Source organism: Mycolicibacterium hodleri (genome assembly GCF_025822245.1).
Classification (GTDB): domain Bacteria; phylum Actinomycetota; class Actinomycetes; order Mycobacteriales; family Mycobacteriaceae; genus Mycobacterium; species Mycobacterium hodleri.
In genome coordinates this window covers 59,066-72,712 of record NZ_JACKTL010000046.1, presented here as the reverse complement: position 1 = coordinate 72,712, position 13,647 = coordinate 59,066, and the positions used below count along the sequence as shown (strand labels likewise).

Sequence of the window (13,647 nt, the reverse complement as noted above, 5' to 3'; positions counted from 1 at the left end):
CACTGACTGTACAGACCGGACCCCGAAATCGAGGTGTGGTGTATCAATCGGGCGCCGATCGACGCCTCGCCGACACCTCGAGGTGCGCGTTCACGGCTTTCTGCACGGTTCGTCACATTGCGGCCAATTTCTTGTCGGCGTGGGTGCGCGACGTCATCGTCGCGCGGCAATGGTCTGCCAGCGCCCGACCCCGACGGGGTGCGCCGCGCCGCGAAGTGACCAAAAAGTGATGGGGCGCAGAGCATCCAGCCGGCCCGGCGGTCGGGCGGCTAGCGGGGTGAGGACCCGTGCGACGTGTTCGTCCAGCCAGAGGTGACCAGGGCGGTGAGATCGTCCACCCAGGCCGCGTCGAGTGGGGCGTCGTGGCGCACGATGATGCGGAAGATCGCGCTGCCGACGACGACCTCCGCGAGCAGGGGCAGTTCGCCGTCGTCGCGGGTCGGGTCGGTGTGCTCGCCGATTCTGGACCGGTAGGTGGCGAGGCTGTCGGCGAAGCGGGAGATCATCCTGCCGTGCACGTCCGGGTCCGCGACGGTGTCGGCGATCAACGCCGGTAGGGCGATCCGGACCTCCGGGCGGTCGAACATCGCGCGGGTGGCCTCCACCAGTGCTCGGATGTCGCCCTCGACGTCACCGGATGCGCTCGGCAGGGCCGTGACCTCGGCGGGCAGTATCGCTTCGTGCACCAGCTGCGCCTTGCCCGACCAGCGGCGGTAGATGGCAGCGGTGGTGGTGCCGGCACGTGCCGCGATCGCCGACAGGGACAGCGCGGTGTAGCCGGTCTCGAGCAGCAGATCACGGGTGGCCTCGACGATTGCGGCGTCGATCCTGCCGTCGCGCGGCCGGCCCGCGGACGACCGGACCGAGTCCTTGTCATCCATCGGCCGATCTGTTCTCATGATTTCAATATAACTCGCATCGTATCGTTAATGGGGAGTGACGTGTTCCTGAGCCCGCTCGACGAATACCCGATCCACCAGGCGCCCGTGCCCGTCAGCGCCCCGGCCACCTCGGACCGCAACTTCTACGACCGTTCGTACTTCAACGTCCTCGACCGTGACGGCCGGTTCATGGCCCTCACCGGGATCGGCTACTACCCCCGACTCGGCGTCAAGGACGCCTACCTCCTGATTCGTCGCGGCGACGTCCAGACCGCGGTGCGCTTCAGCGACGCGATCGACGACGACCGCCTGCATCAGAACGTCAACGGGTACCGGCTCGACGTCGTCGAACCCCTTCGGGAATTGCACCTGACCGTCGCCGAGACCGAGGGCGTCGCGGCGGACCTCAGGTGGCGCGGGCTGTTCCCGGCTGCCCTGGAGCATCCGCACCATATGTACACGGAACGACGGGTGACGTTGCAGGCGTGTCGTTTTGCCCAGCTCGGCACCTGGGAGGGATGGATCGAGGTCGACGGCGACCGCCTGACCGTCGACTCGACCACCTCCGTCGGCAGCCGGGACAGGTCGTGGGGAATTCGGCCGATCGGGGAGGCGGAACCGGCAGGCAGGCCCGACACCGCATTCGGCGGAATGTGGTGGCTCTACCTTCCGCTCGCCTTCGACGACTACCAGGTCTTCCTGATCATCCAGGAGGATCCCGACGGTCACCGCAGCCTGTACGACTGCACCCGGCGCTGGGCCGACGGCAGGGTCGAACAGCTCGACGGCGTGCGCGCGACCGTCCACTACGTGCCGGGCACCCGGATCCCCTCCGGAGTGCACGTCGAGATGACGACGCGGTCCGGAGACCGACTGCAGCTCGACGTCGAGTCGAAGCTGTTCGCGCCCATCGCCTTCGGGTCCGGTTACGGCGGTGACTCCTCCTGGGCACACGGCACTTGGATGGGTGGTCGCTGCGCCGAACGCGTCTCCTACGACCTGACCGATCCCGAGGTCATGGCGCGAGCCCCGTTCAGCCTGATCGACCACGTCGGTGCGGCGGTCTGCACCGAGGCCGACGGCAGCACGCGCGACGGCGTCGGGCTCTTCGAACACGCCGTCATCGGCCCACACCACCCGTCGGGATTGCACGACTGGACCGACGTCGTGGCCGGGGTTACGGCGTGAAGGTCATGGCGGCGCTGTTCGGCCCCACCGATGCGGTGGACCGCGCGGCACTGCTGCGCGAAGCCGGCGCCTCCGGCGTGTTCACCTTCGAGGGTCCGCGGGAGGTCTTCACGCCGCTGATCCTGGCGTCGACGGTCACGGGGCTGGACCTGATGACCAACGTCGCGATTGCGTTCCCCCGCAACCCGATCCAGCTGGCCCACGAGGCCAACGATCTTCAAGAGATCTCCGAGGGGCGTTTCATCCTCGGCCTCGGCACCCAGATCCGGACGCAGATCGAGAAGCGCTACGGGGCCGAATTCGATCGTCCGGTCGGGCGGATCAAGGAGATGGTCGGCGCGCTGCGTGCGATCTTCGCCACGTGGAACGACGGCGAGCGCCTCGACTTCCGCGGTGAGTTCTACCGGCACACCCTGATGACGCCGACGTTCAATCCCGGACCGAATCCCTATGGGCCGCCGCCGATCTACCTCGGAGCGCTGGGCCCGCAGATGACCAGGGCCACCGCCGAGGTAGCCGACGGTCTGTTGGTGATGCCGTTCGGTTCCAAGCGGTTCCTGCACGAGGTCACCATGCCCGCCGTTCGCGACGGCCTGGCGTCGGCAGGACGAGACGCCGCCGACTTCGCGGTGGTGCCGGAGATCATCGTCTCCGTCGGGGAGGATCACACGTCGACGCGGATGCTGTTGGCGTTCTACGGCTCCACGCCCGCCTACCGTCCGGTGCTGGAGGCACACGGCTGGGGTGACCTGCAACCCGAACTGAACGCCATGTCCAAGCAGGGCCGATGGCAGGAGATGTCCACGTTGATCGACGACGAGGTGCTCCACACCATCGCCGCCTGCGGCACCCCGGCCGAGGTGGCCGCACACATCCGGGACCGCGTCGACGGCATCTCGGACCGCATCTGTCTGTATCAACCTGGACCCATCGCCGCCGACGCGCTGGCCGAGATCATCGACGCGTTGGGCTGAGGGATGCACATCGACACGATCGAGTTCGACGACGTCGTCGACGACCGCTTCGGCGGAAAGGCGTGGGGACTGGCCGAGCTGACCCGGCTCGGGCTCGCCGTCCCCACGGGCTTCGTCGTCGCGGGAGTCTCCCGGGCTCCCCTTCCGGACGCGGTGACGGAGCGCTTCGCCCAGCTGCAGGCGCCGGTGGCCGTCCGGTCGTCCGCCACCGGAGAGGACGGCGCCGAGCACTCGTTCGCCGGGCAGTACGACACCGTGCTCGGCGTACGGACACCCGAGGAGTTCGTCGCCGCCGTCGGTCGGTGTGCTGCCTCGGTCGGATCCGACCGGGCCGCCGCCTACGGCGGTCCGGACCCCGTGGAGATGCACGTCGTCGTCCAACGGATGGTCGACGCGCGCGCGGCCGGCGTGGTGTTCACCGCGGACCCGACCAGCGGTCGGCGGGATCTCGTGGTGATCGACGCCATCGCCGGGTTGGGGGAGGCGCTCGTCGACGGATCGGCCGTCTCCGACCATCTGGTGGTGACCTCCGACGGCACCCAGGTGGTGCGCGACGTCGGTGAGACACCCGTGCTGAGCGACGACGAGGTCGACCAGATCCGCACTGGCGCACTGCGTGCCGCCCGGCACTGGGGTCGCCCGATGGATCTGGAGTGGGCCGTCGACCATGACGGCCGGCTGTGGTGGGTGCAGGCCAGACCCATCACCACGCTGCCGGGTGACCTCAACGAGATGGACACCCCGGTCACTGGCGCCGCCGACGTCTACACGCGATGCAACATCGGCGAGATGATGCCGGGTGCCTTCTGCCCGCTCACCGCGTCGGTGTCGGGGCACGCGATCGACTACGCGATGCAGATGACTCAGGTGGTGGCCCGGGCGCAGGAACGCTACGACATGCCGTGGCGCCAGGTCGGCTACTTCTACGGGCACATGTTCCTGAACATGACCGAGGGGACGGGTCTGAGTTCGGGCATCCTCGGCAACTCCCTCGAACAGTTCTCCATGTCGATTTGCGGCCGGGTGGTCGACGAACTCGAGCCCAAACCGCCGAAGCCGTTCCTCGACAAGCTGGTCAACACGGTCCTGCTCACCTCACACGCGCTGTCCGCCGGACCGGCGATCCGGCGGCTCGGCCAGCAGATCACCGCGTTTCCCATCCCCACCAGTCGGGACGCCGAAGACGTTCTGCGGCAACTGGAGTCGGGCGTCGAACTGTACTGTCACGTCACCCTGGTCCACGTCCGGTCCTCGTCCCGCGCCGCGGTCGGCGCGAACGTCCTCGAGAGCTACCTGGTGCGCAGTGCCGTGAAGGACGGTCGCGACGAGAGCGACGGCCAGGCCGAGGCCGCCCGGCTGATGGCCGGCGCCGCCGACGTCGAGAGTGCGCTGATGGTCGAGGAGCTGCACCAGGTGGTGCGGCAGGTCGCGGCCGACGACACGGCCACCGAGTGGTTCCTGGCGACGGGGCCGGCGGAGGCCCTCGTGCGTCTGCGGGGCGCACCCGGGGCGGCCGGAGATGCGTTGCGCGCGTTCCTGAGTCGGCACGGGCACCGCGGGTACCGCGAACTGTGCATGCGAGATCCCGCGTGGGCGCAGGACGCCGAGGGACTTGGGTCGATGATGCAGGCCATGCTGCAGTCGACCCGTGACTCCACCGGTCAGCCGCCACCGCGGCAACCCGTCGACCTCCCCGCCTCGCGGACGGTCAGGCTGCTCGCCCGGCTGGCTCGGGGCGGTGCGCGCGGGCGTGAGGAGACCAAGTCGAAGATGGCGTTGATGGCGCACCGCCTCAAGCTCGGGTACCACCATCTGGGGGAGGTGCTGGCGTCCTCGGGGCGTCTGCCCGACGCCGACCTGGTCTTCTTCTTCGACCGAGCCGAGCTGCGCCGGGTCGTGGGTGACGCCGACGTCGCCGAGCTGGTCGACCGGGCGCGGCAGCGCCGGGCGGCGCTGGCGTTCCAGCAGGCGTTGGAGTTCGACGACGTCTCCGTCGGACGGCCCGCCCCCATCCTGTCTCGAGCGCCCAACACCATCACCGACGACGAGATTCTGGGCCGGCCCGCGAGCCGCGGAGTCGTCGAAGGCCTTGTCCGGGTGGCGAAGTCGATTCAGGACGCGCGTGACGTGCAGCGCGGGGAGGTCCTCGTCGCCCCCGTCACCGACGTGGGTTGGACGCCGTACTTCACCGTGATCGCCGCACTGGTCACCGACATCGGCAGCTCGGTGTCGCACGGTGCCGTCGTCGCGCGGGAGTACGGGCTGCCCTGTGTCGTCAACACGTTGGTGGCCACCCAGGTGCTCAAGACCGGCGACCGCGTCAGGGTGGACGGCGACCGAGGGTTGATCACCCGGCTGGAGTCGAGCTGATCCGGAGATCGTCCACGCGCGGGGCCGTCGTGGCGCACCATGGTGCCATGGACGTCTCAACGTGCACCGCCCTCGTCACCGGCGCCAACCGTGGACTTGGCCGACACTTCACCACCGAACTGCTCCGGCGTGTCGCCAAGGTGTACGCCGGTGCGCGCAACCCGGACGCCGTCGACGTCGACGGTGCCATTCCCCTAGCCGTCGACGTCACCGATGCGGCCTCGGTGAGCGCGGCCGCGCAAGCGGCCGGCGACGTGACGCTGCTGATCAACAACGCCGGGATCGCGGCCAACGTGAATCTCCTGACCGGCGACCTCGACGGCGCCCACCGGGAGATGGCGACCAACTACTTCGGCACGCTGTCGATGGTCCGGGCGTTCGCGCCGGTGATCGAGGGCAACGGCGGTGGCGGCATCCTCAACGTGCTGTCGGTGCTGTCCTGGGTGAGCTACCCCGACATCAGCGGGTACTGCGCCTCGAAGTCGGCGGCCTGGTCGATGACCAACGCGGTCCGCGTCGAGCTGGCCGGCAAGGGAATCGTGGTCACCGGACTGCACGTCGGTCTGATGGACACCGACATGGCGGAGGGGCTCGACGGGCCGAGGAGTGACCCCGCCGTCGTCGCCGCCCTTGCGGTCGACGCGGTCGAAGCCGGGGACTACGAACTGCTCGCCGACGACACCAGTCGCGAGGTTCGGGCGGGCTTCGCGGGCGGGGTGGCCGCGCTGTACCCGCAGCTGGCCAAGTGACCATTGCCTGATGGGGATCCTGAGAACCCCGGACGACCGGTTCGCCGACCTGCCCGGCTACCCGTACCCGCCCCACTACGTGCAGGTGCAGACCAGGAAGGTCGACCCGCTCCGCATGCACTACGTGGAGGCGGGCCCCAGGGACGGGCCCGTGGTGTTGCTGATGCACGGCCAACCGACGTGGTCCTACCTGTACCGCCACGTGATCCCGGTTCTGGTCGCCGCCGGACTGCGGGTCGTGGCGCCCGACAACATCGGCTACGGTCGCTCCGACAAGCTCACCGACGCAACCGATTACACGTTCGCCCGGCACGTCGACTGGCTGCACGGCCTCGTCACCGAGCTGGACCTGCGCGGCGTCACGCTCGTCGCCCAGGACTGGGGTGGGCCGCTGGGTCTGAGCGTGCTGGCTCGCGACGAGTCCCGCTTCGCGCGCGTCGTGGCCACCAACACCATCCTGCACACGTGCGATCCCGCGTTGGAGGGCGAGCTCGAGTGGGCCCATCACGGGGTGGGTGACGGCCGAATGATGTTGCAGGAGACCCTGCTCGACTACGTGGCGTTCTACCAACGGACGCCGACGATCGTGCCCAGCTTCTTCCTCGACGCGGTGGCCGGCCCGCTGCCCGCGGACGTACTGGCCGCCTACGACGCGCCCTTTCCCGACCGGTCCTACACGGCGGGTCTCCGCCAGCTGATCGCCCTCATCCCGTTGACGCGCAACGATCCCGGCGCCGCCATCGGCCGCGACACCATGGCGGTGCTCGAGCGTTGGGAGAAGCCGTTCCTCACCGCCTACTCCGACGGGGACCCCGCGACTCGCGGCTGGGACCGGGTGTTCCAGCGACGGGTGCCCGGCGCACGTGGGCAGAAGCACGTGACGATCACCGGTGCGGGCCACTTCGTGCAGGAGCAGCGCGGCGAGGAACTCGGCCGCATCGTGGCGGACTTCGTCGCCCACAGCCAGTCCACGGCGAACTGACAGCAGGTCCTGGCAACCTCGTACCGGTGGTCAACGTGTCTCGCGTGGCGCTCGCGGTGGTCACCGTCGTGGCGCTGATGGTCGGCGGCTGCGTCGTCGACGCGCTGCGGGTTCCCGGTACCGACGGCGTGGCGGCCAAGCTGGCGGAGTGGGGACGCAGCCACGGCTTCAACGCCGAGGTCACCTGGCTCGAGAAGGAGCTCTACCTCCGCAACCAGCCCGCCCTCGGTGGCGAGCCGCCTGGCGGCATCCCAGCGGCGGCGGGGACCGTGGCGCAGGCGGCTGGTTCGGCGGCCCTGCCCTCGACGCCCATGCCGCCGCTGAGCGGCGAGACGGCGCTGCCCGGGGAGGGCAGTTGGCAGACGGTCGTCACCGCCCACGGCAAGCCCGCCGTCCAGGTGGCGGCGTTGCGTCCCGACGACCGACACACCTCGTTCGTGGTCGGCGTTCTGCGGATGGACCCCACGCTGGTACGGGGGGAACTGCGGCCCGGCACCACCGATCCCGGCGGTAGGTGGTCGGCGCCGTCCTCGCTGACGCCCGCCGAGAGGAACGACGTCGCGGTCGCCTTCAACGGTGGCTTCCGGCTCACCGATCCCAGCCGTCCCGGGTACTACAGCCAGGGGCGGACCGTCAGCCGGCTGGTCGACGGCGAGGCCAGTCTGGTCTTGCGGGCCGACGGCACCGCGGACGTCGGCCGGTGGAACCAGGAGGTGCGGATGGCACCCGGTGTCGTCAGCGTCAGGCAGAACCTCGTGCCCCTGGTCGACGGCGGTCAGCTGAACCCGACGTGTGCCACCGGCGGCACCAAGGAGTGGGGCACCACGATCGGTCAAACCGCGTTCATCCATCGGTCCGGATTTGGCGTCACGGCAAGCGGAGTCGAGGTCTACGTCGCCGGCCCGGCGCTGTCGGTGTGCACCCTGGGGCGCATCCTTCAGGACGCCGGGGTGGTCCGCGGCATGGAGCTCGACATCAACCCGGACTGGGTGAGCGGTGCGTACTTCCATCCGCAAACCAGCGGGCCGCCGCGCGGTTTCAAGCTGTTCCCCGACGAGAAGGTCTCGCCGCAGCACTACCTGCAGGCGTCCTCGCGCGACTGGTTCGCCTGGTTCACCCGCTGACGGTCAGTCGGCGCTGACCGCGTCGACGATGTCGAGCCGTGCTGCCCGCACGGCCGGCGGCACGGAGCCGAGCAGGCAAATGGCCAGTGCCGCAAGGCCGATGCCGATCATCGACGGGCTCGGCTGCCACGCGACGTCGATGCTGAGGACGTTCGTGAGCGCGACGGACGTCAGGTACTGGATCGCGGCGCCGAGGACGAGCCCGAGCACCGCGCCGACGATTCCGATTCCCGCGGCCTCGGCCAGAATGGCCTTGAGAGTGAAGGCCCGGGTCGCACCGATGGCCCGCAGCACTCCGATCTCGCGTCGGCGGTCCAGCACCGACAACATCAGCGTGTTCAGCAGTGTCACGGCCGACACCACGACCACGATCCACGCGATGATCGTGATGACGGCGATCACCTGGTCCAGTGCACTGGCCACGCCGGCGAGGGCTTCGTCGCCGGAATAGACGAAGGTCTCGGGGGAGACGACCTTGCGGATCGCGGCCCGGACCGCGTCCGGATCGGCCCCGGGGGCGACGGTGACCTCCAGGTCGCTGGCTCCCGCGCGGTCGAACCAGGCCTGCATGGCGTCGAAGCTCATCGCGACCGTCCCCGTCATCCCGGAGAAGTATGGCACCAGGGCGAGCACCCGAACGGTGCGTGGACCGGTGGGTGTTTGCAACGTGATCTGGTCGCCCGCAGCCACTTTCATCGACGTCCCGAGGTCTCGCGACAGGGCCACGCCCTGGCCGTCGAGCAACGCCTGACGGTCACCCGGGGAGAGCGAGGTGTAGATGTCGCGATGGGAGTTCGCCGCGATGCCCAGCAGCATCACGCGCGACTCATCGACGGTGGCGAAGGCCATCTGATCCGGTACGACGCGCGCGACGCCGGGTACGGCGGCGACGTCGGCCGCCGTGTTCGGCGGAAGCAGCGTCGACGAATAGTCGGTTGCGGCAGCCGAACTGACCCACACGTCGGCCTGGGCGATCGAGGCGAAGGAGGCCACCGTGGAGTCGACGGCGTTGCTGGTGGCTCCGGTGACCGCCACGGTGGTGACGACTGCCGTCAACACCGTCATCATCGCGACCCACATGCGGCGCGGGGCGCGTTCGATGGTCGCCGCGCCGAGCACTCCGGCCGGTCCGAATCGGCGGGCCACCGCGGCGGCGGCCGTGATGATGAACCCCGAGAAGGCGAAGCACAACGCGCTAAATCCGACGAAGGACAACGCGATCGACGCGATGGCGATCTGGCCGAGGCCGGCGGTGACGACGCCGACGGTGACGGCGAGCAGTGCCGCTCCGACGATTCCCGAGGCGATCCTGAGCCGTCGCGAACCGTGCTCCGTGGTCGACGCGCCGTTGGGCGCCAACGCCTCGATCGGCGCGACCGCGTGGATCTGCCGCGCGGCCAGCGCCGAGGCGCTGACGCTGGCGACGACGCACGCCACGACGGTCAGCGGCACCACCCAGACGGGCAGGACGTACTCGAGGCGGGCGTCCAGCGTCTGCACCATCGTGGACGGGAGTTTCCCAATGGCCAAGTAGCCGATCAGGATTCCCGACGCCGATCCGAGGAGGCCGCCGAGGAAGCCGACCAGGGCGGCCTCGGCCAGCATGTCGGACATGATCGTGCGCCTGCGTCCGCCCAGCGCCCGCATCGTGGAGATGACGGGCCGGCGCTGGGCGATCGCGATGCTCATGGCGTTGTAGCTGAGGAAGGCGGCCACCACCAGCGACACCGAGGCGGCCAGCAGTGTCATGGCCTGCAGGATGGCGAACGAGCTACTCGCCTGCGCGGCGCGGAAACTCGGCGTCGCCACCACGGCCCGGCCGTGAAGCGCGGTCGTCAGCGCCGCCCGAACCGTCGCTGAGTCCGCACCGGGCGAGGTGAAGACCAGGATCGAGTCGAGCCGGCCGTCGCGGCCCGAAAGGCGTTGTGCAAGGGCGAGTGGCGCGATCACGAAGTGGGCGTCGTTCAGGCGGCGGGCGGCGGGTCCGTCCACGACCGCCACGGCGGTGACCGGCGTGGAGCCCGTCACCTCGAACCGTTGGCCCTTGGCCACTCCGAGGCCGGCGCCGACGATGACCCCGTCGGGTGCCGACGCCACGGGGGAGCCCTGCTCGAGTTGACGCTGAATGGCGGTTTGCAGGTCCGAGTGCAGCTCCGCCGCGTTCTGGCCGAGCCCGATCAAGAGGGCGGGTTGACCGTCGGCGGTGGTGCGCGCGCGGATCAGAGGCACTGCGGCACGGACGTTCTGGGTGCCGGTGACCGTGGCGAGCATGGTCTCGTCGACGCCTTCGCCGGTGATGCCGGAGATCTCGAGGTCGGCGTCACCGCCGATGCTGGTGGCCAGGCGGTCGATCGACCCGGTGATCGACCCCGAGACGCCGAGGACGGCGACGAGCAGCGCCGCCGACACCGCGACGACGACGACGGAGGCCACCGCACGTCCCCAGTGGGTGCGCAGTTCACGAACGTTGAGGACCTTCAGCCTGCTGGCCGCGGCGAGGAGCACCGGGCTACCGCCGACGTGCGGAGTGCTTGCCGCGTTGCCGTGGTGGGTCCGTCGTCAGGACGTGGGAGGTGAATTCGCCGTTGCGCACGGTGGGGATGATCTCGGTCGGCTGGTCGCGGATGCCGACCGAGTGCCGCCCGCCGCCGGGTCCGGGCCGGGGAACGCCACCGGATCGGCCCATGACGTCGGACCGCACCGCGCCGTCCTGCACGGTGATGACCCGATCGGTCTGCGCCGCGGCCGCGAGGTCGTGGGTGACCATGATGACCGCGCGCCCGGCGCCGTCGGTACGCGAGACGTCGCGCAGAAGTTCCATGATCGCGGCGCCGGTCGACGAATCGAGGTTGCCGGTGGGTTCGTCGGCGAGGATGAGCGGCGGATCCATCATCAAGGCACGCGCCACGGCCACCCGCTGCATCTGGCCGCCGGACAGCTCGGCGGGGCGATGGTCGATCCGGTCGCTCAGTCCGACGCGGTCGAGCAGCGCCACGGCGTCGGCGCGCACCTGCCGCAGCCGCCTTCCGTCGAGGAGCATCGGCAGGGCCACGTTCTCCCACGCCGTCAGGGTCGGCAGCAGGTTGAAGAACTGGAAGACGAACCCCACCTGGTGACGTCGGAACGTCGACTGCTGGTCGTCGGTCATGGTGGCGATTTCGGTGCCGTTGAACTGAATCGAGCCGGAGTCGGGGGAGTCCAGGGCGCCGAGGAGTTGCAGCAGCGTGCTCTTGCCCGCACCGGACGGGCCGACGATGGACGTGAACTCCCCGCCGTTGATCCGCAACGTCACCCGGTTGAGGGCGCGGACGGTGTGCCCGCCGGTGCGGTACTCGCGTACCACATTGGTCAGGTCGACAGTCAGCGCCACGTCACGTCACCTCGCGGCGAACTGTTCCGAGCTTGCGGTCTGCTCGGCGAAGCTGGCCCTGATCCGTTGTCCCACCTTGCGATTGCGGCGGCCGGCCAATCCCAGCAACGACGGCACGTGGGCGTACACCGCCTGGTTGTTCGGTGCGTCCATGTGCGTGAACGGGGGCGTTCCGACGAGCGGCAGCAACGGAAGCCCCAGGATGTCACGTGCGACCCTGACGACGGGTGCGTCCAGGACGGCCACGAAGTGTTGAATGTCCTCCCGCATAGCGGCCAGCGCCATAATCCGCATCAGGTGCACGTGCGTGGCGGCAAGCCGGCGGCGGTAACGGCGGGGGATGGCCGCGGTCGCGCCGTCCCAGCAGCGGTCGAGGTCGTCGATCCCGTGGTGCCGCATGACCTCGTCGACGGGAATCACCTCCGGTGCGATCGGAGACTTCTCGCAGTCGTCGAGGTCGACGATCGTCTTGAGTCCCGCCGGGGAGTTGCGGATCATCCGCAGTGCCGCCGCGGGCACCTTGTCGTGGGTGTCGACGACCATGAAGAACAGGCTGCTCTCGTCGTACGGGCCGTACTCCTGCTTCATGGTGGCGGAGTCGTTGCCCCACGAGTCCTCGAAGACTTCGCGCTCGAGCTGTCGGGCGATGTTGGCGAACGGGTCGGTGCCCTCCAGAGCGAAGCACGCGAAGCGGCTGCAACCCAGTCTCTTGGTGCGCAGGAAGTGCTCGGTCAGTGCGTCGCGTTCGGGATCCGACATGTCGTAGACGTACTCCGTCACTCGCCGGTGCTCCCACCTATCAGCATGCATTTCGACAGACAAAATGCCGTCGCGGAGGTCACCCGTCTGCGGGTTGCGACTGACCATGCCATCCGCCGAGGTGAGACGCAAACGACTCGGGGCGGTTCCCAGTGGCCTCTCAACGACGCCTCAGGTAACGGACACGGTCAGTTCGCGGGCGAGGCGGCCAGCGAACGCTCGTACAGTTCCGCCATGGCGTTCCTGACGTCGTCGGCCTGCCGCCGGCGCCGGTTCCGCAGCGCCAGGTCGTCGGTGCGGTCGGGTCCCCGCTCGAGCTCGTGTGCGCTCACCGCCGCGGCCACCGCGTCGAGCAGGCTCGCGGCGTCGAGCCCGTCGGGGCCGTAGCCGTACTCGTGGCCCGGGTGCTGCTCGGTGAAGAAACCGCAGTTGGGGGCCACGACGGCCGTTCCAGCGTCGTGGCAGGCCTCGACCCAGCCCGAATGCGTCCCGAAGCGGTAGGGCAGCACGACGACGTCGACCTCGGTGAGATAGGCGGTCAGTTCGTCGTCGGTGAAGCGCGGATGAACGCGAACGTCCACCCCGGCGCGTCGATGGCGTTCCACCCGCGTCCGGGCCTCGGCCGATCTCATGGCCTCCTCGTCCAGGTCGAGTCGAAGGCCGCCGACCCCGCCGTCGACCAGTGCGTCGACGATCGGCCAGGGCTGGATGTTGGCGCGCAACGCCTTTGCGTGAACGGCGATGACGGGTTCGTGACGTCGCGGTCGTGCTCCGCCGACGGCGTCGATCGGCAGGACGTGGGGATGGGGGAGCACGACCGCGTCCCGACCCCATCGTCGGCGAATCTCCGCGGCCGCCCCATGGGTCAGGGTGACGACCACGGCCGCCGCGGGAACGAGCACGTCCAGCTGGGCCAGGTGCAGCGTGGGATCGGCGAAGTGTGGGTTGTGCAGGTCGTGCACCGTCAGCACCAGCGGGACCTCGGCGTCGCCCACGACCTCGACCACCTCCCGGAGGGCGTCGACGGAGCTGGCCTCGAAACCGAAGTGCACGTGCAACACGTCGAACGTGCCTGCGTGAGCGCGGAGATACTCGGGGTCCAACAGCGGGGGTGGCCACCACTGGCCCGGCAGGGTGGCCCCCGGCGGCACCGGGTCGGGCACCAGGGTCACGCGCGACGTGTCGACCACCGACCTGACGTAGGGGTGGCCAGCGGGAACCGAAGCCACAGTCAGCACGACCCAAGTCTT

Annotated in this window: 10 protein-coding genes and 1 pseudogene; 6 read left to right on the top strand and 5 right to left on the bottom strand. The window is 69.5% G+C overall.

Annotation, left to right across the window (positions count from 1 at the left end):
* Positions 1-269: 269 nt before the first annotated feature.
* Complete coding sequence (locus H7J06_RS20785; protein ID WP_264040971.1) at positions 270-899, bottom strand: TetR-like C-terminal domain-containing protein; 630 nt, start codon at positions 897-899, stop codon at positions 270-272.
* Between the two features lie 30 nt (positions 900-929).
* Between H7J06_RS20785 and H7J06_RS20780 the strand changes: the two genes are divergently transcribed.
* Genes H7J06_RS20780 through H7J06_RS20755 form a run of 6 tightly spaced genes read left to right on the top strand, consistent with a single transcriptional unit; the run spans position 930 to position 8,268 of the window.
* Entirely contained in the window at positions 930-2,069 is a 1,140-nt protein-coding gene (locus H7J06_RS20780) for an Rv3169 family protein (RefSeq protein ID WP_264040970.1), read from the top strand.
* A complete protein-coding gene (locus H7J06_RS20775) occupies positions 2,066-3,043 on the top strand; it encodes a TIGR03617 family F420-dependent LLM class oxidoreductase (RefSeq protein ID WP_264040969.1) in 978 nt (325 codons plus the stop codon). Before H7J06_RS20780 ends, H7J06_RS20775 begins: the two co-directional genes overlap by 4 nt.
* Before the next feature lie 3 nt (positions 3,044-3,046).
* Complete coding sequence (locus H7J06_RS20770; RefSeq protein ID WP_264040968.1) at positions 3,047-5,413, top strand: PEP/pyruvate-binding domain-containing protein; 2,367 nt, start codon at positions 3,047-3,049, stop codon at positions 5,411-5,413.
* 47 nt (positions 5,414-5,460) lie between these two features.
* Positions 5,461-6,162 (top strand): SDR family oxidoreductase, encoded by a 702-nt coding sequence (locus H7J06_RS20765; protein ID WP_264040966.1) that lies wholly within the window; start codon positions 5,461-5,463, stop codon positions 6,160-6,162.
* A gap of 10 nt (positions 6,163-6,172) precedes the next feature.
* Positions 6,173-7,144, top strand: a complete 972-nt coding sequence (locus H7J06_RS20760) for a haloalkane dehalogenase (protein ID WP_264040965.1) — start codon at positions 6,173-6,175, stop codon at positions 7,142-7,144.
* 26 nt (positions 7,145-7,170) lie between these two features.
* Positions 7,171-8,268 (top strand): hypothetical protein, encoded by a 1,098-nt coding sequence (locus H7J06_RS20755; RefSeq protein ID WP_264040964.1) that lies wholly within the window; start codon positions 7,171-7,173, stop codon positions 8,266-8,268.
* A 3-nt stretch (positions 8,269-8,271) separates the two neighbouring features.
* Here the strand turns inward: H7J06_RS20755 and H7J06_RS20750 are convergent, their stop codons facing one another.
* The 4 genes and pseudogenes from H7J06_RS20750 to H7J06_RS20735 all read right to left on the bottom strand — a co-directional run bounded on the left by H7J06_RS20750 (position 8,272) and on the right by H7J06_RS20735 (position 13,635).
* Positions 8,272-10,773 carry an ABC transporter permease gene (locus tag H7J06_RS20750; protein WP_264040962.1) on the bottom strand — a complete coding sequence of 834 codons (2,502 nt, stop codon included), beginning with the start codon at positions 10,771-10,773 and terminating at the stop codon, positions 8,272-8,274.
* A 166-nt stretch (positions 10,774-10,939) separates the two neighbouring features.
* A pseudogene (locus H7J06_RS20745) lies at positions 10,940-11,632 on the bottom strand (ABC transporter ATP-binding protein); the annotation flags it as partial.
* Between the two features lie 12 nt (positions 11,633-11,644).
* On the bottom strand, positions 11,645-12,418 hold the full coding sequence (locus H7J06_RS20740) for a hypothetical protein (RefSeq protein ID WP_264040961.1): 774 nt from the start codon (positions 12,416-12,418) through the stop codon (positions 11,645-11,647).
* 167 nt (positions 12,419-12,585) lie between these two features.
* Positions 12,586-13,635: a glycosyltransferase family protein gene (locus H7J06_RS20735; protein WP_264040960.1), complete on the bottom strand. Its 1,050-nt coding sequence runs from the start codon at positions 13,633-13,635 to the stop codon at positions 12,586-12,588.
* Between the last annotated feature and the right edge of the window lie 12 nt (positions 13,636-13,647).

Bases quoted from the DNA above. Each gene is read 5' to 3' on its own strand.
- H7J06_RS20770 (WP_264040968.1), top strand. From the start codon at position 3,047: ATGCACATCGACACGATCGAGTTCGACGACGTCGTCGACGACCGCTTC.
- H7J06_RS20760 (WP_264040965.1), top strand. From the start codon at position 6,173: ATGGGGATCCTGAGAACCCCGGACGACCGGTTCGCCGACCTGCCCGGC.
- H7J06_RS20785 (WP_264040971.1), bottom strand. From the start codon at position 899: ATGAGAACAGATCGGCCGATGGATGACAAGGACTCGGTCCGGTCGTCC.
- H7J06_RS20765 (WP_264040966.1), top strand. From the start codon at position 5,461: ATGGACGTCTCAACGTGCACCGCCCTCGTCACCGGCGCCAACCGTGGA.
- H7J06_RS20780 (WP_264040970.1), top strand. From the start codon at position 930: ATGGGGAGTGACGTGTTCCTGAGCCCGCTCGACGAATACCCGATCCAC.